At 67.7% G+C, this 20,442-nt stretch carries 18 protein-coding genes; 9 read left to right on the plus strand and 9 right to left on the minus strand.

Features of this window, described 5'->3' with window-relative positions:
* The first annotated feature begins 341 nt into the window (after positions 1 to 341).
* A complete protein-coding gene (locus ACFWF1_RS34670) occupies positions 342 to 635 on the plus strand; it encodes a chorismate mutase (protein ID WP_014988338.1) in 294 nt (97 codons plus the stop codon).
* 122 nt (positions 636 to 757) lie between these two features.
* On the opposite strand, the gene ACFWF1_RS34675 is transcribed toward ACFWF1_RS34670, so the two are convergent.
* Positions 758 to 2,212: an NAD-dependent succinate-semialdehyde dehydrogenase gene (locus ACFWF1_RS34675; RefSeq protein ID WP_379281116.1), complete on the minus strand. Its 1,455-nt coding sequence runs from the start codon at positions 2,210 to 2,212 to the stop codon at positions 758 to 760.
* 95 nt (positions 2,213 to 2,307) lie between these two features.
* On the opposite strand from ACFWF1_RS34675, the gene pgi reads away from it, so the two are divergent.
* Positions 2,308 to 3,945 (plus strand): glucose-6-phosphate isomerase, encoded by a 1,638-nt coding sequence (gene pgi / locus ACFWF1_RS34680; RefSeq protein WP_379281117.1) that lies wholly within the window; start codon positions 2,308 to 2,310, stop codon positions 3,943 to 3,945.
* Positions 3,946 to 3,951: 6 nt separating this feature from the next.
* Here pgi and ACFWF1_RS34685 read toward each other — a convergent pair whose 3' ends face one another.
* Complete coding sequence (locus ACFWF1_RS34685) at positions 3,952 to 4,638, minus strand: nucleoside/nucleotide kinase family protein (RefSeq protein ID WP_379281118.1); 687 nt, start codon at positions 4,636 to 4,638, stop codon at positions 3,952 to 3,954.
* Between the two features lie 129 nt (positions 4,639 to 4,767).
* Between ACFWF1_RS34685 and ACFWF1_RS34690 the strand changes: the two genes are divergently transcribed.
* Entirely contained in the window at positions 4,768 to 5,172 is a 405-nt protein-coding gene (locus ACFWF1_RS34690; RefSeq protein ID WP_379281119.1) for a nuclear transport factor 2 family protein, read from the plus strand.
* A 70-nt stretch (positions 5,173 to 5,242) separates the two neighbouring features.
* Here ACFWF1_RS34690 and ACFWF1_RS34695 read toward each other — a convergent pair whose 3' ends face one another.
* From ACFWF1_RS34695 to ACFWF1_RS34705, 3 genes are all read right to left on the minus strand, one after another.
* Positions 5,243 to 6,781 carry a M4 family metallopeptidase gene (locus ACFWF1_RS34695; protein WP_379281120.1) on the minus strand — a complete coding sequence of 513 codons (1,539 nt, stop codon included), beginning with the start codon at positions 6,779 to 6,781 and terminating at the stop codon, positions 5,243 to 5,245.
* Between the two features lie 510 nt (positions 6,782 to 7,291).
* On the minus strand, positions 7,292 to 8,911 hold the full coding sequence (locus ACFWF1_RS34700) for an acyl-CoA dehydrogenase family protein (protein WP_379281121.1): 1,620 nt from the start codon (positions 8,909 to 8,911) through the stop codon (positions 7,292 to 7,294).
* Positions 8,898 to 9,545: a TetR/AcrR family transcriptional regulator gene (locus ACFWF1_RS34705; RefSeq protein ID WP_379281122.1), complete on the minus strand. Its 648-nt coding sequence runs from the start codon at positions 9,543 to 9,545 to the stop codon at positions 8,898 to 8,900. The genes ACFWF1_RS34700 and ACFWF1_RS34705 overlap by 14 nt, the downstream gene beginning before the upstream one ends.
* A gap of 93 nt (positions 9,546 to 9,638) precedes the next feature.
* Between ACFWF1_RS34705 and ACFWF1_RS34710 the strand changes: the two genes are divergently transcribed.
* A complete protein-coding gene (locus ACFWF1_RS34710) occupies positions 9,639 to 10,400 on the plus strand; it encodes a crotonase/enoyl-CoA hydratase family protein (protein ID WP_357385824.1) in 762 nt (253 codons plus the stop codon).
* Positions 10,401 to 10,534: 134 nt separating this feature from the next.
* Positions 10,535 to 11,836: a hypothetical protein gene (locus tag ACFWF1_RS34715; protein ID WP_379281221.1), complete on the plus strand. Its 1,302-nt coding sequence runs from the start codon at positions 10,535 to 10,537 to the stop codon at positions 11,834 to 11,836.
* Positions 11,837 to 11,846: 10 nt separating this feature from the next.
* Here ACFWF1_RS34715 and ACFWF1_RS34720 read toward each other — a convergent pair whose 3' ends face one another.
* The 3 genes from ACFWF1_RS34720 to ACFWF1_RS34730 form a co-directional block, all read right to left on the minus strand.
* A complete protein-coding gene (locus tag ACFWF1_RS34720; protein ID WP_379281123.1) occupies positions 11,847 to 13,046 on the minus strand; it encodes a PucR family transcriptional regulator in 1,200 nt (399 codons plus the stop codon).
* A 149-nt stretch (positions 13,047 to 13,195) separates the two neighbouring features.
* Positions 13,196 to 14,056 carry a DUF4436 domain-containing protein gene (locus ACFWF1_RS34725; protein WP_379281124.1) on the minus strand — a complete coding sequence of 287 codons (861 nt, stop codon included), beginning with the start codon at positions 14,054 to 14,056 and terminating at the stop codon, positions 13,196 to 13,198.
* A 108-nt stretch (positions 14,057 to 14,164) separates the two neighbouring features.
* The gene (locus tag ACFWF1_RS34730) at positions 14,165 to 14,857 is read right to left on the minus strand and encodes a pyridoxamine 5'-phosphate oxidase family protein (protein WP_379281125.1); all 693 of its coding nucleotides are present in this window, start codon (positions 14,855 to 14,857) and stop codon (positions 14,165 to 14,167) included.
* An 80-nt stretch (positions 14,858 to 14,937) separates the two neighbouring features.
* Between ACFWF1_RS34730 and ACFWF1_RS34735 the strand changes: the two genes are divergently transcribed.
* Genes ACFWF1_RS34735 through ACFWF1_RS34750 form a run of 4 tightly spaced genes read left to right on the plus strand, consistent with a single transcriptional unit; the run spans position 14,938 to position 19,525 of the window.
* Positions 14,938 to 16,308, plus strand: coding sequence for a PLP-dependent aminotransferase family protein (locus ACFWF1_RS34735; protein ID WP_379281126.1), 1,371 nt, complete (start codon positions 14,938 to 14,940; stop codon positions 16,306 to 16,308).
* A 10-nt stretch (positions 16,309 to 16,318) separates the two neighbouring features.
* Entirely contained in the window at positions 16,319 to 16,564 is a 246-nt protein-coding gene (locus tag ACFWF1_RS34740; protein WP_379281127.1) for a DUF2630 family protein, read from the plus strand.
* A 5-nt stretch (positions 16,565 to 16,569) separates the two neighbouring features.
* Positions 16,570 to 18,006 carry a dihydrolipoyl dehydrogenase family protein gene (locus ACFWF1_RS34745; protein WP_379281128.1) on the plus strand — a complete coding sequence of 479 codons (1,437 nt, stop codon included), beginning with the start codon at positions 16,570 to 16,572 and terminating at the stop codon, positions 18,004 to 18,006.
* Positions 18,007 to 18,019: 13 nt separating this feature from the next.
* Positions 18,020 to 19,525, plus strand: a complete 1,506-nt coding sequence (locus ACFWF1_RS34750; protein ID WP_379281129.1) for a carboxylesterase/lipase family protein — start codon at positions 18,020 to 18,022, stop codon at positions 19,523 to 19,525.
* Between the two features lie 11 nt (positions 19,526 to 19,536).
* Here ACFWF1_RS34750 and ACFWF1_RS34755 read toward each other — a convergent pair whose 3' ends face one another.
* A complete protein-coding gene (locus ACFWF1_RS34755; protein ID WP_379281130.1) occupies positions 19,537 to 20,406 on the minus strand; it encodes an Fpg/Nei family DNA glycosylase in 870 nt (289 codons plus the stop codon).
* Between the last annotated feature and the right edge of the window lie 36 nt (positions 20,407 to 20,442).

Raw genomic sequence — 20,442 nt, forward strand, 5'->3', positions numbered from 1 at the left:
CCGGGTCATCCCGATGTCAGTTCGGTACCGCCCCGGCGAACGGAGAGTGAACTCCCCAGGCAGGCGCCGCGACCATTCCGTGTCCTACTTCTCAGCAGATCCACAAAACGAAATGTTTTGCATACCTACCGGCCCGTGGCAGACTGGCGACATGATGAGTGCCCGCGCGATACATCCGTTTCGGTTACCGACCGGATATCGTGATCGCGGCACCTGTATCTGAGCGCACATCCTGGGGGACAATTCCACGGCCCCACCAGGTCTGTTTCACGGTGAAAGAACCGATCGGTAACGAGCCGGGCTCACCCGCCGATCCATGTTCTGACACGAGGAGATGAATGATGAGCACCCCCGCCACGACGACCGGGTCCGATTCGGCGTTGCCGCAGAGCGACGCGGAGATCGACAAGCTCCGCAAGGAGATCGATCGCCTCGATGCCGAGATCCTCGCCGCCATCAAGCGTCGCACGGAGATCTCCCGGATCATCGGTCGCACCCGGATGGCCTCTGGCGGGCCGCGCCTCGTACACAACCGTGAAATGAAGGTGCTGGAGCGATTCAGCGAACTCGGCCAGGAAGGCCACACGCTCGCCATGCTGCTGCTGCGCCTCGGCCGCGGCCGCCTCGGCCACTGACGGCCCCTCCCCTGTCGGCCGCTGTACGCGGCCCTAGATCCATGCGGCAAAAAGCACGACAACCGCATCCCCAAGGCCGCCCCGGGTGTTCATCACCCCGGGGCGGTCGTTTCGTCTCCGCCTCAGCTAAGCGCGATGTACTTGGTGGAGAGGTATTCCTCGATGCCCTCGGTGCCGCCCTCGCGGCCGAAGCCCGACGCCTTGACACCGCCGAAAGGTGCTGCGGGATCGGAGATTACGCCGCGGTTGACGCCGACCATGCCGGATTCCAGGCCCTCGGCCACGCGCAGCGCACGGTCCAGGTCGCGGGTGTAGACGTAGCTGACCAGACCGAACTCGGTGTCGTTCGCCGCGGCGATGCCCTCCTCCTCGGTGGCGAAGCCGACGATCGGCGCGACCGGGCCGAACACCTCCTCACGCAGGATCCTGGCCTGCGCCGGGATATCGCTGAGGATGGTGGCCGGGTAGAACCAGCCGGGACCACCGTGCGCCTTGCCACCGAGCCGGACCTGGGCGCCCGCCGTGACGGCGTCCTCGACCAGCTCGCTGACCGTGTTGAGCTGCTCCTCGTTGATCAGCGGACCGAGGGTGGTGGCCGGGTCGGTGCCCGGACCGAGCACCACGCTGCCCGACATCGCCTCGACGAACTTGCTGGTGAACTCCTCCAGCACCCCGTTCTGCACGTGGAACCGGTTGGCCGCGGTGCACGCCTCGCCGCCGTTGCGCAGCTTCGCCAGCATCGCGCCCTGCACGGCCGCGTCGATGTCCGCGTCGTCGAACACCACGAACGGCGCGTTGCCGCCGAGTTCCATCGAGGTGCGCAGCAGCCCGTTCGCCGACTTCTCCACCAGCTTCTTGCCCACCTCGGTGGAGCCGGTGAAGGTGAGCTTGCGCAGCCGGGGATCGTCGAGCAGCGGCTGGGTCACCGCGCCGGAATGGCTCGACGTGATCACCGACAGCACCCCGTCCGGCAGCCCGGCCTCGCTACACAGCTTGGCGAGCAACAGCATGGTCAGCGGCGTCGCGGAGGCGGGCTTGACGATCATCGTGCAGCCGGCCGCCAGCGCGGGACCGATCTTGCGGGTGCCCATGGCCAGCGGGAAATTCCACGGCGTGATCGCCAGGCACGGCCCGACCGGCTGCTTGTGCACCATGATCCGGCCGGTGCCCGACGGCGCGTGCAGGTAGCGCCCGTGCACCCGGACAGCTTCCTCGCTGAACCACCGGAAGAACTCCGCGCCGTACTTCACCTCGTTGCGGCTCTCCGGCAGCGCCTTGCCCATCTCCAGGGTCATCAGCAGCGCGAATTCCTCGGCGCGCGCGGTGATCTGCTCGAAGACGGTGCGCAGGATCTCGCCGCGTTCCCGCGACGGCCGCGCGGCCCAGTCCGCCTGCACCGCGACGGCCGCGTCGAGCGCGCGCACCGCGTCTTCGGGTGTCGCGTCGGCGACCTGCGTCAGCACCTCCCCGGTGGCCGGATTGTGCACCGGGAAGGTGCCACCGCCGGTGGCGGCCACCGGCCCACCGATCCATAGTTGCGTCGGGACGGATTCGAGAACTTCGCGTTCGGACACCATGAGGCCAGCGTAGGCCGCGCGGCAGCGGATCTCACCGGGGTCCGGCGGGGTGTTTGCCGTGCGCGGCCGTTGGACGGTGAGTAACCTCGGCGAACGTGAGCAGCGACATCACCGCCACGGCGGCCTGGCGGAAACTGCACGAACACTTCGACGGGATCGCGGGGCGGCACCTGCGGGAGCTCTTCGCCGACGACCCGTCGCGTGGCCGTGCGCTGACCATCGACGTAGCGGACCTGCACATCGACTTCAGCAAGCATCGGGTCTCGCGGGAAACGCTGCACCTGCTGGTCGAATTGGCGCGCGAGGCCAAGGTCGCCGAGCGCAGGGACGCGATGTACCGGGGCGAGCACATCAACACCTCGGAGGATCGCGCGGTCGCGCACATCGCATTGCGGCTGCCCGAGGGCCAGGCACTCACCGTGGACGGTGTCGACGCGGGCGCCGAGGTGCACGACGTGCTGCGGCGGATGGGTGAGTTCACCGACGCGCTGCGCTCCGGCGATTGGCGCGGCGCCACCGGCGAACGCATCAGCACTGTGGTCAATATCGGCATCGGCGGGTCCGATCTCGGACCGGTGATGGTGTACCAAGCGCTGCGGCACTACGCCGACGCGGGCATCAGCGCGCGGTTCGTCTCCAACGTCGATCCGGCCGACCTGGTCGCCGAACTCGACGGGCTCGACCCTGCGACAACGCTTTTCATCGTCGCCTCCAAGACCTTCTCCACCCTGGAGACGCTGACCAACGCGACCACCGCCCGGCGCTGGCTGGTCGCCGCGCTCGGCGAGGACGCCGTCGCGAAGCATTTCGTCGCCGTCTCGACCAACGCCGAGAAGGTGGCCGAGTTCGGCATCGACACCGCCAATATGTTCGGCTTCTGGGACTGGGTGGGCGGGCGTTACTCGGTGGATTCCGCGATCGGCCTCTCGGTGATGGCGGCCATCGGCAAGGCGCGCTTCGCCGAGTTCCTCGCCGGAATGCATGCGGTGGACGAGCATTTCGCGAACGCGCCGCTGGAGGCGAACGCGCCGGTGCTGCTCGGCCTGCTCGGCGTCTGGTACTCGAACTTCTTCGGTGCGGAATCCCGTGCGGTGCTGCCCTATTCGAATGATCTGGCCCGCTTCCCCGCCTATCTGCAGCAGCTCACGATGGAGTCCAACGGCAAGTCGGTGCGCGCCGACGGCAGCCCGGTCACCACCTCCACCGGCGAAATCTTCTGGGGCGAGCCGGGAACCAACGGCCAGCACGCCTTCTACCAGTTGCTGCATCAGGGCACCCGGCTCATCCCGGCGGACTTCATCGGCTTCGCCCGCCCCACCGACGATCTGCCCACCCGCGACGGCACCGGCAGCATGCACGACCTGCTGATGAGCAACCTGTTCGCGCAGACCAAGGTGCTCGCGTTCGGCAAGACGGCCGAGGAGATCGCCGCCGAGGGCACCGACCCGAAGGTGGTGCCGCACAAGGTGATGCCCGGCAACCGGCCGAGTACCACCATCCTCGCGCCGCAGCTCACGCCCTCGGTCGTCGGCCAGCTGATCGCGCTCTATGAGCATCAGGTGTTCGTCGAAGGCACCATCTGGGGCATCGACAGCTTCGATCAGTGGGGCGTCGAACTCGGCAAGCAGCAGGCGCTGGCCCTCGCGCCACTGCTTACTTCCGCGGAAGAGCCCGAGCCGCAAGGAGACTCGTCCACCGACGCGCTGATCCGCTGGTACCGCGCCAAGAAGTAGCGCTGCTCAGGGACGCACGACGACGTCGTAGCGGCGGCCGCGCTGACGTAGCACCAGATCGGCTCGCGCCTTTGTGCTGCCGATCAGGTCGGCGTTGCGCAGGTCGCTGTCGCGCACCTTGGTTCTGGCGGCGGCGGGCGTGCGGCCGCCGCGAATGTGACGCCGTAGCAGTCGCTCCTCGAGCAGCCGCCGGGGCGCATCGAGGTACCAGCACTCGTCCAGCAGCTTGCGCACCGCCGACCATTCCCGGTCGCCGACGTCGTCGAGCAGCAGGTAGTTGCCCTCGGTGAGCACGATCCGCTGCTGATCGAAGATGAGGCCCGCGGGGACCGGAGCGTCGATGGCGCGATCGAAGGTCGGCCACGGCACCGGCTCGCCGATCGGGGTGTCCCGGAGTCTGCGGAGGTTGTCGAGGAAGGCCGCGGTGTCGAACGTATCCGGTTCGCCTTTGCGCGCCAGGTTTCCCGCGGCCCGCAGCACGTCGTTGGTGAGGTGGTAGCCGTCCATCGGCGCGATCTGGGCGATCGGCGACTCGGCGTTGAGCGCATTGCGCAGCCGGACCGACAGGGTGGACTTCCCCGCGCCGGGCGGTCCGACGATGCCGAGCAGATATCGGCCGCTACCGCCGTCCGCGTGCTCGCGCACCCGCCGGACCAGCGCGCTCAACGATGTTTCGGCGTACGCCCTGTCCACCGCGCCACTGTACTGCCGGAGCACCTCGTCCGTGCGCCTCGATAACTGCCACATCCATGCTGATCACGCATGCCGCGCATGCGAGATTCTCGCTTGTCGCACCGATCCCGCGCTCTTACCGTCGATCGGGTGAGTGCGATCGAGAACAAGAAACTGCTGGAGCACATCTTCGAGCAGATGGCGGCGGGCAACACCAGCGCGCTGAGCGACGCGATGGCGGACGAGTTCCGCTGGGTGTTTCCGGGCGGCTGGTCATGGAGCGGCACCTGGGCACCGAAAGCTGTTGTGCTGAACGAACTTCTGCGGCCGCTGATGGCCCAGTTCACCGAATATCGCGTTGCCGCCGACTTCGTCATCGCCGCGGATGACCGTGTCGTGGTCCAGGCCCGCGGATACGGCCGCACCATTCGCGGCGACCGTTACGACCAAACCTACTGTTTCCTCTTCCGGGTAACCGACGGGCAATTGACGGAAGTGGTCGAGCACTGCGACACCGCATTGGTCGAGCGAGTGCTGGAAACAATCGCGGTCTAGCACACAAATGAACATCTCACCGAGCTCATGATGAGCGCGGTGAGACGTTCGGTGTTACCAATAGTGATTGTTAGTCGCGAGTCGCCAACTGCGGCAGCTTGGTGGCCTTGGTGGCGTTGGCCACCTGGACGCAGTCAGCGGCCGTTGTGCCCGCGGTGTTGTTACGGACATTGGTGTTGCACGCGTTCTTCAGCGCGGTGGACAATGCACCGTAGTTGGAGTTGGACGACAGCAGGGTCTGCGTGGTCCAGTACAGCGCGGCGGTCTTCGGAATGCCGAGCCCGGTGACGGTCACGCCGTTGAGGGTGCCACCGTCGGTGATGATCGAGGCGGTCCGGTTGCCCACTCCGCTGTTGGTGTGGACGCCACCGCTGTCGCCGCTACCGGTGTACCAGTACTGGCCCTTGTAGGTGTCGGGATCCTGGTATGCCTTCGGGTTCTTCATATCCCGGATCACACCGATGGAGCTGCACACGCCGAGCTTCCACCGATTGGCGGCGGTGTTGCACGGGTTGGCGGTGTCCACCAGGAAGGTGAGCTCGCCGAAGACATCCGACATGGACTCATTGATCGCGCCCGGCTCATTGCGGTACACCAGACCGTTGGTGTGCTGGGTGACACCGTGGGTGAGCTCGTGTGCGGTGATGTCCTCGGTGGTCAGACCCGTGCCGTAGGCCATGTAGCTGCCCGACCAGAAGGCGTTCTGGTAGGGGCATTGGGTGGTGGTGCACAGACGCACGGTGCCGCGCAGCGCTTTACCCTTGCCGTCACCGGTGTCCGACCCGATCAGGTTGGTCAGGTTCGCCACCTTGGTGTATTGCGCGTAGAACTGCTCGGTCTTGCCGAAGTAGTCGTAGATCTTGTCTACGTCGGCGATACCGCTGGCGGGCTGGCCTTCCGACCTGGTGGAGCGGATGCTGCCGGTGCCGCACCCGGCGTTGTTGGGGTCGATCCGCCGGTTGGCGTTGTCGCACACGACCCGGTTGAGGTGCTTGGTCTCGCTCCAGCTGTCGAGCACCTTGCCGGTGTTGTTGGCGTCGACGAAGACGACGTAGGTCGCCGGGTCGCCCTGCTTCTCGGCGCTGGCACCGATGATGTCGACCTTGAACGACGGCACCGCAGTGCTCTGTGCCTCGTCCTTGGCGGCCAGCTTCGCGTCGTACCAGTAGGCCTTGGTCTCGGTGACGCTCAGCTTGTCGGGCGCCGTTTTGCTCTGCTCGGCAACCTTTTTCAGCGCGGTCTGCTGTACCGCGGCGGACGGTGTCGTCGTCGAGAACTTGCCCTGCGACTTCTTCGACAGCGAGCCGGTCACCGAGATGAGCGAACCGTCGGCGGTCAGCGACTGTGCCGCGGAAGCGCCGAACACCTGTACTTGGTCGATCTCCTGACGCAGTCGGACCGTGGATCCCTCACCAACCTGGAACACAGACTCCACGACCAGATTGCCGGCGGTTTCGCCATTTCCGCCGAGCGCCTTCTGCACACCGTTCGCGTGCGCCTCCGCCGCGGCAGGGGCTTCGGCGGCCGTACCCGCGGGCGCCTTGATCGGCTCCTTGGGGACCACCTGCTGAACGGCGCCTTGCTGATCCGTCGTTACCTCTTTCGGCACGGCAGAAAGGTCGGAACCCGCCGGTGCTGATGGACTGGCCGGTGGCGCGCCGCTGGCACCGGGGCCAGACGCGAAGATCATTGCCCCGACAGCAATTATCGCGAAGGCGGTATTTCGACCCGCCCGTTTATGTGTGGGTTTCATGACCAAGTAGAACCACATACGGGCGGGCAACTCGACTGGAGACGAGTACTGGGGAAATCTGAGAATAGGATGGTAATTTTTGAGCTATCGCTGAACTATGGTCCGTAAAATGTTATGCGCGAATATCTTTCGAATCAATTGCCGTCGAGTGAGGCGACAGACTACGCACTGAAGCATGCCGGATCTCAATTACATTGAGCTATGGCCGATTCCGAGGTGCAGACATCTAACACACTTGGAGAGAACGGCTTTCGGCTCAAGATGCGACTCGGGTACGCGCGTACCCGCGTGGCAAAGATCAAACATTACGCCCGCGCCTCAACCAGAAAGACTGCCGCGCAAGCTATCCCGACCGCCTAACCGCAATCACACCAGTGCGCGCTCCAGGATGGCTCCGGTGTCCACACCGGTCGGCAAAGTACCGAAGGCGATACCCCAATCGTCGCCGAGCCTGGTGGCGCAGAAGGCGTCGGCGACCGCCGGGTGACCGTGCCGGACCAACTGCGCACCCTGCAGCACGAGGGCCATCAACTCGACGATGCGTCGGGCCCGGAACTCGATGTCGCTGAGGTCGGACAGTTCCTTGCCGACCCGCGTGATGGCGTCGTCGAGCCGCGGATTCTCGCCGCGGGCCAGCGAGACCTCGTTGAAGTACGCCTCGACCGTCTCCGGCTGACGCCCCATGGCGCGCAACGCATCCAGCGCCGCGACATTGCCGGAACCCTCCCAGATGGACATCAGCGGCGCCTCCCGATAGAGCCGCGGCATGCCCGACTCCTCGGCATAGCCATTGCCGCCGAGGCATTCCAGCGCCTCGGCCGCGTGCGACGGCGCCCGCTTGCACACCCAATACTTGGTGACCGCCAACGCGATGCGACGCAGCGCCGCCTCGGCCGGGTCGCTGCCCGCACGGTCGGTGGCGCCGGCCAGCCGCATCATCACCGTGGTGGCCGCGTCGGACTCGATCACCAAGTCCGCCAGCACATTCCGCATGGCGGGCTGGTCGATCAGCTTGGCGCCGAACGCTTCCCGATACCGCGCGTGGTGCGTGGCGAACACCACGCCGGTCCGCATGTTGGTCGCCGAGCCGATCACGCAGTCCAGCCTGGTCATGTTCACCATCTCGATGATGGTCTTCACGCCCGCACCCTCCGCGCCGACCAGCCAGCCGGTGGCGTTCTCGTACTCGATCTCCGAGGAGGCGTTGGACTTGTTGCCGAGCTTGTCCTTGAGCCGTTGGATGCGAATGGGATTGCGCGTTCCGTCCGGCAGCACCCTGGTGAGCAGGAAGCAGGACAGGCCGCCAGGCGCCTGGGCCAGCGTCAGGAACATGTCCGACATCGGGGCCGAGGTGAACCACTTGTGCCCGACGATCCGGTACGAGCCGTCGGGTTGCGGTGTCGCCGTCGTGGTGTTGGCGCGGACGTCGGAGCCGCCCTGCTTCTCGGTCATCGACATGCCCGCGATCAGCCCGGCCTTCGACGACGGCTCGCGCAGGCCGAAGTCGTAGACCCGGGAACCGAGCAGCGGTTCGTATTTCGCCGACAGTTCCTTGTTGTGCCGCAAGGCGGGCACCACGGCGTACGTCATCGAGATGGGACACATGTGCCCGGCCTCGGCGGCGCCCCAGGTGAAGAACTTCGCCGCGCGCGCGACGTGCGTGCCCGGCCGCTCGTCCAGCCACGGCGAACCGTGCAGGCCATGCGACACAGCGACATTCATCAGATCGTGCCAATGCGGGTGGAACTCCACCTCGTCGATCCGGTTGCCATAGCGGTCGTGCGTGTGCAGCACCGGCGGATTCTCGTTGGCCAAGCGGCCCCACTCCTGCGCCTCGGATCCGCCTGCCAGCACGCCGAGTTCACGCACCTCGGCCTCGGCCCAGCCCGCGCCCTCGCGGTGCAGGCCCTCGAGCAGCGCCGGATTCCGCGAGACGTCGAACGGCGCGATATCGGGTACCTGGTTGAAGACTTCATGCGTCTGCATCGGACACTCCTGTTTCCTGCCGGGCGACTGCGCTCGACTCCGCGCGCACCCCGAGTGCGCGCAATGCGAAGGTAATGAGTTCTGGGATAACGGATTCCCCGTGCGGCGCCGAAGCCAGCGGGCCGACGAGCACCTCACCGATCGCGCCGACGAGCGCGGCCGCGCTGGTCCGCGGATCCTGCGCGGGCAGCTCGCCACGCGAAACACCCTCCGCGACAGCCGATTCGAAGGCCTCGGTGAAGGCGCGACGGAAGTGCAGCCGCTCCGTGTCGACCACGGTATCGACGGGCTCGACGAGCAGCACGTAGGCGAGTTTCGGATTCTTCAACGCGCGTCCGGCGAAGGTCTCCACCGCTGCGGTCACCCGCTCCACCGCGGTGCCGTCGGCGCTCGCGGCGGCCACCGCGGCCACCTCCCAGGCAACCACTTTGCGGAACACCGCGCTGACCAGTTCCGCCTTGCCCGCGAAGTTCTTGTAGACGGTGCCGGTGGCCACGCCGGCCTCGGCCGCGACGGCCGCCATGGAGAGCCCGGCGTAGCCGGCGCTGGACAGCACCTTGGTCGCGGCCTGCACGATCAGCCCCGCCTGCGCGTCCAGGCGGGCCTGCACGGCGGGGGTTCTGCGGTAGGCCACACAAGAAGTGAACCACGAATTCATTTCTTGCCACAAGGGGGGTTTTACGGCGTATGGTCGGGGCGTGTCTGAGCGAACCAGTGAGGTGGCGTCGTGAGTGTACGAATCGAGCGCAATGGACCGGTGACCACCGTGATCCTGCATCGGCCCGAAGCACGTAATGCGGTCGACGGGCCCACCGCGGCGGCGTTGGCCGACGCTTTCCGCGAGTTCGACGCCGATCCCGATGCGGCGGTGGCCGTGCTCTGGGGTGACGGCGGGACCTTCTGCGCGGGCGCCGACCTCAAGGGCCTCGGCACCGAGCGGTCCAATGTGGTCACCGAGGAGGGCGACGGCCCGATGGGGCCCACCAGGATGCGGCTGTCCAAGCCGGTGATCGCCGCCGTCTCCGGATACGCGGTCGCGGGCGGGCTCGAGCTCGCGCTGTGGTGTGATCTGCGAGTTGCCGAGCAGGACAGCGTCTTCGGCGTGTTCTGCCGCCGCTGGGGCGTGCCACTCATCGACGGCGGCACGCTGCGCCTGCCACGGCTCATCGGCAGCAGCCGCGCCATGGATCTGGTGCTCACCGGCCGTCCCGTCGACGCCGCCGAGGCGCTGCAGATCGGCCTGGCGAACCGCGTGGTCCCGACCGGCGAAGCTCGCAGTGCCGCAGAACAACTCGCCGCCGAACTGGCCGCGCTGCCGCAAGCGTGTCTGCGCTCGGATCGGATGTCGCTGCTGGAACAGGACGGCATGGACGAGGAGACCGCGCTGCGCAACGAACTCCGGCACGGCATGACCGCACTGACCAACGGCGCCCTCGACGGAGCTCAGCGCTTCGCCTCGGGCGCGGGTCGGCACGGCGCGCGGGCCTGACCGGGTGAGCCGACGACACGGCGGGCCATCAGGCACGATGGCGCCGAGTGGCAAGTCGTGCGCGCGCTCCGCGAAACAACCATGGGCGCAGCGCAACCGAGCGTGATCGAGAGCGAGGGGTAGTCGTGCGCCCGATGGGCCGGTTGAGCGTCGTCGACGAGATCTTCCTGCGTACCCATCGCGGCCTCGGCACTCCTATTGCGCTGCAAGGTTTGTGGCGTACGGCCGACCGCATCGACCCGGCGCTGCTGCACGAGGTACACGCGGCACTGCGCACCGGGCCGTTGGGTCGGCGGGTAGTTCGGCCGCGGGTACCGGGTGCCCGACGATCCTGGCAGCGCAATACCCGCGCTTATCCGCTCGAGCTCACCGATCAGCCGATCGCCACCAACGCACTCATGGCGTGGGCAGACGCGCAGGGTGCCGACCTCGACCCTGAATTCGGTCCCGGCTGGCGCTTGGCCGCCATCGCGCTGGACGATGGCGGTTCCCTTGTCTCCCTTACCTGTTCGCATGCTCTTGCGGATGGCCGGGCACTGGTACTAGCGGCTGATGACGCACTCGGCGGCACATCCCTGACCGCCGATGCCATGACATCGAACGCAGCCCGCGACTCAGCACATCGCGACACCACATCCCGCTCGGCGTCAACCAAGCCCGAGTCGGACTGGGCTGACGCGAGCAGGCAGTGGTCGATCGTATTGCGTGGTACCGCAAAAGCGTTGCGCCGTGGAATCCCCGACCGGCCGCACCAGGCGACAGGCCGCGACTTCACCGATAGGTCGGCATCCGTGCAAACGCACGGCGCGATTCTCCAATGCACCGTGGCCGATTGGGACCGCGTAGCCACCACACAGAATGGCACCGCCAACAGTCTGTTCATCTCTTTGGTCGCAAACATACTGTGGGCCAGCGGTTTCCGGACCGATACGATCGACGCCAGCCTGCCGGTCGACACCCGCGACGAACCCCGCGTCGACAACGATCTCGCGATGACCGACATCACGATCGACCGCACCGACACCCCTGCGACGATCCGGGACAAGTCACGCGCCGCCTACGAGCGCCGCATGTCCAGCCCCGGCGGCATGCCCGAGGAACTGCTCCAGGTGATCCCCGACCGCTGGGCCTACGCGTTGTCCAAAGGTGCCGGTGAGCGAGACATCCTGTGCTCCAACATCGGAACCCTGCCCGCCGCCCTGCGCGTCCTGGGCCCGCATCGCTGCCTCGGCGTCGCCGCCCGCGCCATCCACCCCGGCCTGACCGTCGCGCAACTCCCCAGGACCCGCCTGTCCGGCTACCTGTGCCGTATCGCCGACGACTACGTCCTGTCCCTGGTCAGCCTCGACCCGGAGCGAATCGAATCATCCACCGCACTAACAGATTTAGCGCAGATGACCCTGCTGAACGCCGACATTCACGTTCAGGCTTGGTGATACCGCATCGTCATTCCATCGCATCAATATCGCTGGCCGTGAGCGCGGCCGCAAAGAGCTGGGCATGGTCCGGCCGGTTGGGATCGTAACCGGTCACCTTGCCGATCCGGTTGAGCCGGTAGTTGAGCGTATTGCGATGCACGACAAGGGCAGCGGCAGCCTGCTGCCGGTTGTAGTCGTTATCGATGAGCGCCCGCAGCGCCTCCAGCAGGTGGGGCTGATCGCGCAGCGGGTTCAGCAAGGTGAGCAACCAGGAGCGCGCGGGACCGGGCCGCGCGAGCTGGTATTGCAGCGCCAGATCGGCCATCCGATATACCGCCGTCGGACGACGCAGTTGATAAGCGAGCCTGGCGATTTCGCCCGCTTCCTCCGCCGCCGCGGGTACCTCGTCCACGCCGGCAGCCGTCGCGAATCCCGCGACCGTCCGTACACCGGTTCCCTGCGCGACCCGGCTAACGAAAATCTCTAGAGCAGTACCGAGTTCACCGTCCCCACCCGGCACGAGAAACACCCCGCCCCCGCGCTCGACCGTGCTCAGCACCCGGCTGGACACCGCATCGATCTCGGTCTGCACAATGCGCAGCACCGGACGATTCCCACCCGCCGAGTCCGCCTCGGCCACCCGGAAAACGAGCACGTCGAACCCGCCATCCAGCGAGATCCCGAACCGTTCGGCAAGCAGATCGACCGGCGTGCCGTGCACCAGTGCCTGCGCCACCGCACGTTTGGCCTCCCGCTGCTCCCAGTGCAGATCCTGGCGCTCCCGCAGGTACGCACCCGCGACCCCGGGTGTCACCGCCCCGAGATAACCGAGCACGTAAGGCACTGCCGCCAAGAGCTGTTCGCGCTGTTCGGGTGTCGTCGCCAGCACGGACACCGAATTCCAGGCGGCGATCGCACCGTGGTGATACACCGAAAGCACGGTGTCGAGCGGGATCCCGGCCCTGGCCCGCCGCACCGCGATGTCGATCAGTTCGGTCAACTCGTCCGCCCGCGGCGCCCGCCCCTCGGCCAGCGACCGCAGGAACAGCCGCAGATTCGCCTCGGCGGCCAGCGGTAGGTCCCGCGCGCCGTTGTCGGCGGACAGCTCCCGATACGAGGGCACCGCACCGAACACACCGGCCAGGATGGCGCGGGCGACCTCGGGCAGCGATTCCCGCACATAGTCGGAGAAGTCGGCCAGCGTGGCGGGATCGGGGGCAGCAGTCACCCGCACATTGTTTGCATAAACAAACCGGTCCGCACAATAGTCGGTTCCGGCCAACATCTTTGGTGCATGTGCCCAAGACCCGATCCTGTCGGATGCACAAAGACCAGACTGAATTCCGTTGCGCCCGACCCTTGACCTACCGCACGGACTTACGTCTCCGCACGCTCCTTGCCGATCTCGTGCCGATAGCCGACCAGCACCGTGCAGATCAGCGACAGTGCCACCACGGTTTCGGCGATGAAGAAGGAGCCGAAGTCGATGATCGATCCGATGGGCGGCGCGCCGGGCACCGCGTTGCGCAGCGGAATCATCGCGAACAACATGGCCGCCATCAGTGTGTTGGCGGGCCAGATCAGACCGTGGCGGCCCGCGAGCACATAGAACGCCGCCGTCGCTGCGGCCAAAGCCAAGCCGAGCATGAGCGCGATGACAAAGAGCGCGAAGGTAAGACACGCGGTCGACCGGGCAACCGTCACCGTGGTGCCGACCGCGTCACCGTGCTGCTCGTCGTCCATCTTCGGCACGATCTTGAAGAACGCATCGAGGCTGTACAGATTGATCACCACCGGCACGGATTTGTCACCGATGTCCGCGGCCACATCAATGTGCGCACTGTACTTGTCGAACGGATAGTCGGTGATCATCCCACCGCCACCCATCGCGATCCGAACCTCGGACGCCGCGATCAGATCGCCCGCCTTGACCTTGATCGGATCTGGTTTCATACCGGAGGTGTAAATCGTTGCGTCGGTGCGGAATCGGCCGAATTCGTCGGCCAGCGCGCCGTGCGGCGACGGCACCACCTGGACGGTCAATTCCTGCACGGCGGCGTCGATGCGGATGATCGCCACTTCGACGTCGACGCGATCGGCGACGTCCGCGTCCCCGATGAGATGCATCGTCTGCCCGTGATCCTTCTGCACCTGATACAGCGTCAGGCTGATCACCATCGCGACGACCACGGCAACGACGGCGGCCAGCGCCGCGAAGGTCTTTCGGAATCTCGACACGCTAGCCTCCGGCCGGTGAGGTGGTGCGAAACCTGAACAACCACCCCACCATAGGGCCGATCAACCGGCTATCTGGCTACCCCTGAGCAAACAGATTCCGTGTCGAACTCACCGCACCGGCATGGGGCGGGGCGCAGACCGCGCGAGCACGTCGCTCGGCACCGCGAGCCCCGGCTCGAGATCCGCCGAATCGATCGGCTCGCCCCACACCTGGCGCATCGGCAGCACACCCGCCCACACCCCGCCGTGCTCGATATCCGCCGGATCGTCCTTCGGCCCGCCGTCCCTGACCTTCACCGAAGCCTCGGTGAGGTCGAGCGCGAGCACGATGGTGGCCGCCAACTCCTTCTTGTTCGGCGACCGCACCCGCGACCAGGCACCCGGCGCGGCGTGTTCGGTGATCACCTCGAGCGCGTGTAGCCGGTCCGCTGCGTCGGTGACCTCCACCGCACGACCGTGCACCACCGCCGAGCGGAAGTTCATCGAGAAGTGGAACGCCGAGCGGGCATAGACGACGCCGTCGACCAGGGTGACCGCGACCGAGATATCCCCGGTCAGCGCGGCGCGCAGATTGCCGGCACCGGTCGAACCGTGCACGTAGACGGTGTCGCCGTCGCGTCCATAGATGGTCGGCAGCACTACCGGCGCGCCGCCGAGCAGCACGCCGAGGTGGCAGACCAGACCTGCGTCGAGGACCGCGTCCAGGTCCGCTCGCTCATCGCGCGCTCGTTCCTTCGACCGCGTCAGCGTGCTGCGCGGGGTCGGCGAGAGCGGGGTCCTGAGGTCGGCCGATTGGGTCATATGACCAGGATCAGGTCGCGAGTGGCATTATGAAAGTGCCAATTCAAGGAAATTCATACAGTCCATTCACGAGGTGACCGTTGCTCGACGAACTACCCCTCCTCCTCGACCGCGCGCTGCCCGAGCCGCTGTCGGTGCAGGTCGCCGACGGTTTACGGGCTGCGGCGAGCAACGGGCTGCTGCGCGGCGGCGACCGGTTGCCGTCGTCGCGCTCCCTCGCCGAGCGGCTCGGCGTGAGCCGCACCGTGGTGGCCGCCGCCTTCGATCAGCTGCACGCCGAGGGCTGGATCAGCGGCAAACGCGGTTCGGGCACCTACTTGACAACCACACCGCCCGCCGCGCCGCTGCGCACGCTGCACCCGAACGGTGCGGATGCCGGTCCGGCACTGCTCGACCTGCAACCCGGCGCGCCGTGTGTCGACGCGATCGACCGGCCCGCGTGGCGGCGCGCCTGGCGGGCCGCCGCCGACCTGCCCCCACTGGTGCGCCGCGACCGCGCGGGCGAGCCGGAGTTCCGGGCCGCGATCATCGAACACCTGCTCCGGCATCGCGGTCTCGGCGCGGGCAGCGAAACCGTGCTCCTCGCCACGGCCGGAACCAGTTCCGCGGTAGGCGAACTCGCCGCCGCGCTGCTGTCCCCCGGCGACGCCGTCGCCATCGAGGACCCCGGATATCGGCGTGCCGCAGGAGCTTTCGCGGCGGCCGGCGTCCACGTGCTGCCCGTCCCGGTCGACGCGCACGGCCTGCGCGTCGACCTGCTGCCGCCGAACATCAAGGCCGTGTTCTGCACACCGGCACACCAGTTTCCGCTCGGCGCGAGGCTGCCCGCCGCGCGCCGGGTCGAGCTCGTCGAGCACGCCCGCCGGGCCGGACTGCTGATCATCGAGGACGATTACGACGGCGAATTGCGTTACGACACAGCACCATTGCCGCTGCTGGCCGCGATGGCACCCGATGTGGTCGTGCATCTCGGCACCACCAGCAAGATCCTCTCGCCGAGCCTCGGCGTCGGCTGGCTCGTCGCCGCGCCGGAGATCGCCGACGCGGTCGTCGCGCATCGACTACGGACCGGGACCAGTCCCAGCCCGGCGGGCCAGCAGGTGTTCGTTTCCTTCGCCGCGCACGGCGATCTGGCCAGGCACCTGCGCAGGCTGCGCCGCGCACTGCCGCCGCGCCGGGCGCTCATGGTGACCGAGCTGCGCCGCCGCGGACTCGACGTACTCGGTGACGACGCGGGCTCGCACGTGGTGGTGCCGCTGGCCTCGGCCGAAGCGGAACAGCACAGCGTCGCCGCGGCCCGCGCACAGGGCGTCGAGCTCGACCCGCTCGCCGGCTACCACCTCGGCCCGCAGCGTCAGCACTTCGGCGTCACGCTCGGCTACACCGCGCTGTCCTGGTCCGACCTGGCCAGGGCGGTGCCGATCGCCGCCGCCTGCCTCGCGCGGCCGTAGCATGGTCGCCATGACCGAACAGGACGTGTTGGCCCGCATCAAGGCACTGGTCGACCAGGAGCACGAGCTGCGTGCGCAGGCCGCCAAAGGCGATCTCGACCCCAAGGCGGAACGCCAGCAGCTCGCCGAGCTCGAGGTGATGCTGGACCAGGCCTGGGATCTGCTGCGGCACCGCCGGGCGCGGATCGATCAGGGCCAGTCGCCGGACTCCGCCGAACCGAGCTCCGCCGGTCAGGTCGAGGGCTACCTGCAATAACCGCCATGCCGAGCTCACCTACCGAGTACGACGTCATCGTGATCGGTGGCGGCCCGGCCGGCGAGAACGCCGCCGACTACGCCATCGCCGGGAGCGAGCGCACCGCCGTGATCGTGGAACGCGAACTCGTCGGCGGCGAATGTTCCTATTGGGCCTGCATTCCGAGCAAGGCGCTGCTGCGGCCCGGCCATGTGCTCGCCGCCGCGCAGGCCATGGACGGACTCAGCGCGACCGGCCTCGACGTCGAGGCGGTGCTGCGGCGACGCGACTACTTCGTCAGCAACCACGACGACGCGTCGCAGGTGAAGTGGGCCCGCGACCATCGCATCGAGGTCGTCCGCGGTACCGGGCGGCTCGTCGGCGAACGTCAGGTCGAAGTCGACGGTCGGGTGCTGCGCGCCAGGCACGCGGTGGTGCTGGCCACCGGCACCACGGCCAGCATCCCGGACGTGCCCGGCCTGCGCGACGCGCTGCCGTGGATTTCTCGCGACGCCACCAACCTGCACGAGGTGCCCGGCCGCGTGGTGATCATCGGCGGCGGCGTGGTGGCCTGCGAGGCGGCGACCTGGTTGGCCACGCTCGGCGCGGACGTCAGCATGGTGGTGCGCGGCAAAGCGGTGCTGGCCAACGCCGAACCGTTCGCGAGCGAACGCGTGCTCGACGGGCTGCGGGGCAGCGGCGTGCACGTCCTGCTCGAGACCGAGCCGACGAGCGTGCACCGACCCGATGCCAAGGACACCGGCGAGGGACGGATCCACGGCGGCCTCGTCACCGTGCAACTGCACAGCGCGGCGGGCGACACCGAGATCGAGGCCGACGAGATCATCGTGGCCGCCGGGCGCACACCGGCGACCAAGGGTCTCGGCCTGGACTCGGTCGGGCTGAAAGACGGCTATGTGCAGGTCGACGATCAGCTGACCGCGCGTGACGTGGACGGCGAGTGGCTGTACTGCGTCGGCGATCTGAATCACCGTGCCGCCCTTACGCATATGGGCAAATACCAGGCCAGGGTCTGCGGCGATGTGATCGCGGCCCGCGCGGAAGGCAGGCCGCTCACCGACGCCAGGTTCACGGCGAGCGCCGACCACGGGCAGGTCCCGCAGGTCGTGTTCACCGCACCAGAGGTCGCGTCCGTCGGACTGACCGAGGCGGCCGCCCGGGACGCGGGCCATGCCGTCGAGACGGTGGAGCTCGACATCGCGGTGGCCGGTTCCTCGTTGGCACGCAACGACTTCGCGGGTCACGCGAAGCTGGTCATCGACACCGCCACCGACACGTTGCTCGGTGCCACCTTCGTTGGCCCGGAGGCGGGCGAACAACTGCACGCGGCCACCATCGCGGTGGTCGGCAAGGTGCCGTTGGCAACCCTGTGGCACGCGGTGCCCGCGTTTCCCGCGGTGAGCGAGTTCTGGTTACGCCTGTTGGAGACACGGCGCGCGTAAGTACCATTGGCGGATGGTGGCATCGACAGATATCCAAACCGCCGACGGAGTCGTTCGCGGTCGTCGCGGCCGCCGCGTTTTGCGCTGGCGGTCCTTGCCCTACGCAGCCCCACCCGTGGGTGACTTGCGTTTTCGGGCACCGCAACCGGTCACGCCGTGGGCCGGGGTGCGAGAGAGCACCGAGTACGGGTTCGCCGCGATGCAGCATCGGGCGGGCGCACGCATCGGCCCGCGCGAATACCAGCCGACCAACGAGGACTCGCTGACACTGAATGTCACCGCGCCGGTGACGCCGTCGGACAAGCCGCGCCCGGTGCTGGTGTTCATCCACGGCGGCGGCTACCTCACCGGCACGTCGGCGCTAGCCCTGTACTCCGGCGCGCGCCTCGCGGTACGCGGGGACGCGGTGCTGGTGTCACTGAACTATCGGCTCGGCGCGTTCGGCTATGTCGATTTCGGTGAATTCTCCACGCCGGAGCACGTTTTCGAGTCGAATCTGGGTTTGCGCGACCAGGTGGCCGCGCTGGAGTGGGTGCGCACCAATATCGCCGCGTTCGGTGGCGATACCGGCAACGTCACCATCTTCGGTGAATCAGCGGGCGCACACGCCGTACTCAGCCTGCTCGCCACGCCCGCCGCGAAAGGTCTTTTCCATCAGGCGATTTCGCAAAGCCCACCCGCCGACTGGGCGATGACCGCCGACGACGCGCGTCTGTTTGCCCGGCGCTGCGTCGAAGCGCTCGGCAGCACACCGGACCAGGCCGCCGACGCGCTGCGCACCGCGAGCGCCAACGACATTCGGCGCGCGGTCGACCGCACCAGCAACCGGGTGCTGCGCGAACGACGCGGCCTGTTCCCGATTTCGCCGGTGGTCGACGGTGTCGTGCTGCCGCAGGCCCCGATCGATGCGATCACCGACGGCAACGCGCATCGGGTGCCGCTCATCATCGGCACGAACCGCGACGAGGGCACGCTGTTCGCGAAGTTCGCGGATTCGCTGCCGACCACGCCGGACCGGCTGCGTGCCGCGCTGTCGGATGACGAATCCGAATCCCGGATCGCCGCAGCCTATCCCGGCTATCCGGACGCCAAGGCGGCCGTACGCGCCGGTGGCGACTTCGTCTTCTGGCGCCCGTCGGTCACGGTCATGGCGGGGCACAGCCGACACGCCCCCACCTACGCCTACCGCTACGACTTCGCCCCGCGCGCAATGCGTCTCGCGGGTCTCGGCGCCACCCACGCCTCCGACCTGATTCCGGTCTTCGGCGGCGGCGATTCGACGTTCGGCCGGGCGCTCACCGCTGCGGGTGGCCGCCGCGGGTTGCAGTCCGTCACCAACCAATTCCAGGACAACTGGCTCGAATTCGCCCGCACCGGCGCACCGCTCCCCTCGTGGCCCGCCTACACCGAATCCCGCCGCAGCACCCTGATCATCGATGCCACCACCCGGCTGGAACACGACCCGGACAAGGCGAAACGTCTTGCCTGGCAAGGTATCCGCGTACCGACCATGACCTGACGTCGGCGGTCCTACTTGAGCAGCCGCGACATCCGCCGGTCGGCCAGGATCTTGCCGCCGGTCTGACAGGTCGGGCAGTACTGGAAGGACCGCTCGGCGTAGGACACCTCGCGCACCGTATCGCCGCAGACCGGGCACGGCAGCCCGGTGCGGGCGTGTACCTGCATGCCGGAACGCTTTTCGCCCTTGAGCCGGGCGGCGACCTGGCCCGACGACCGCTGTACGGCATCGGTGAGCACGCTGCGCATGGCCGCGTACAGCTCGGGACCTTTGCTCGCGGCAAGGGTTTTCGTGTTGGCGAACGGGGAGATCTTCGCGGTGTGCAGGATTTCGTCGGAGTAGGCGTTGCCGATGCCGGCCAGCAGGGTCTGGTCGACGATCGCGGTCTTGATCCGCTGCGAGGTGCCGCCCAGGATCGCGATGAACTCCTCCTCGGTGACCTCGAGGGCGTCCGGCCCGAGCCGGGCGATGCCGGGCACCAGCTTCGGGTCGTCGACGATGTACACCGCGAGCCGCTTCTTGGTGCCCGCCTCGGTGAGATCGAAGGCGGGTGTCGCGCCGTCCGGGGTGAAGAAATGCACCCGCAGCGCCAGCGGGCTCTTGCCGCCCGGCTTCGGCGGCGTCTGGCTCGGCTCGTCGATCCAGCGCAGCCAGCCACCGCGGGACAGGTGCGTGATCAGCCACAACCCGCCGCAGTCCAGCCCGAGAAACTTCCCCCAGCGCCCGGCCCCGGTCACGTCGCGGCCGGAGAGCGCGGTGACCGGCGGATCGAACGTCTTCACGGCGCTCAACGCCGCCACGTCCACGCGCCCCACTACCGCGCCGACCGCATGTTCCCGCAGAAACTGCGCCAGCGCCTCTACTTCCGGTAGTTCGGGCACCTGCTCAGGCTACCGGCCGATACCGACAAGAGCAGG

The sequence above is a fragment of the Nocardia sp. NPDC060255 genome (assembly GCF_042727395.1).
In the GTDB taxonomy this organism is placed as follows: Bacteria; Actinomycetota; Actinomycetes; order Mycobacteriales; family Mycobacteriaceae; genus Nocardia.

What these genes read in the sequence shown, in the direction of transcription:
- ACFWF1_RS34740 (WP_379281127.1), top strand. Translation starts at nt 16,319, where the DNA reads ATGACCGAACAGGACGTGTTGGCCCGCATCAAGGCACTGGTCGACCAG.
- ACFWF1_RS34730 (WP_379281125.1), bottom strand. Translation starts at nt 14,857, where the DNA reads ATGACCCAATCGGCCGACCTCAGGACCCCGCTCTCGCCGACCCCGCGC.
- ACFWF1_RS34670 (WP_014988338.1), top strand. Translation starts at nt 342, where the DNA reads ATGAGCACCCCCGCCACGACGACCGGGTCCGATTCGGCGTTGCCGCAG.
- ACFWF1_RS34750 (WP_379281129.1), top strand. Translation starts at nt 18,020, where the DNA reads ATGGTGGCATCGACAGATATCCAAACCGCCGACGGAGTCGTTCGCGGT.
- ACFWF1_RS34675 (WP_379281116.1), bottom strand. Translation starts at nt 2,212, where the DNA reads ATGGTGTCCGAACGCGAAGTTCTCGAATCCGTCCCGACGCAACTATGG.
- ACFWF1_RS34700 (WP_379281121.1), bottom strand. Translation starts at nt 8,911, where the DNA reads ATGCAGACGCATGAAGTCTTCAACCAGGTACCCGATATCGCGCCGTTC.
- ACFWF1_RS34715 (WP_379281221.1), top strand. Translation starts at nt 10,535, where the DNA reads ATGGGCCGGTTGAGCGTCGTCGACGAGATCTTCCTGCGTACCCATCGC.
- ACFWF1_RS34745 (WP_379281128.1), top strand. Translation starts at nt 16,570, where the DNA reads ATGCCGAGCTCACCTACCGAGTACGACGTCATCGTGATCGGTGGCGGC.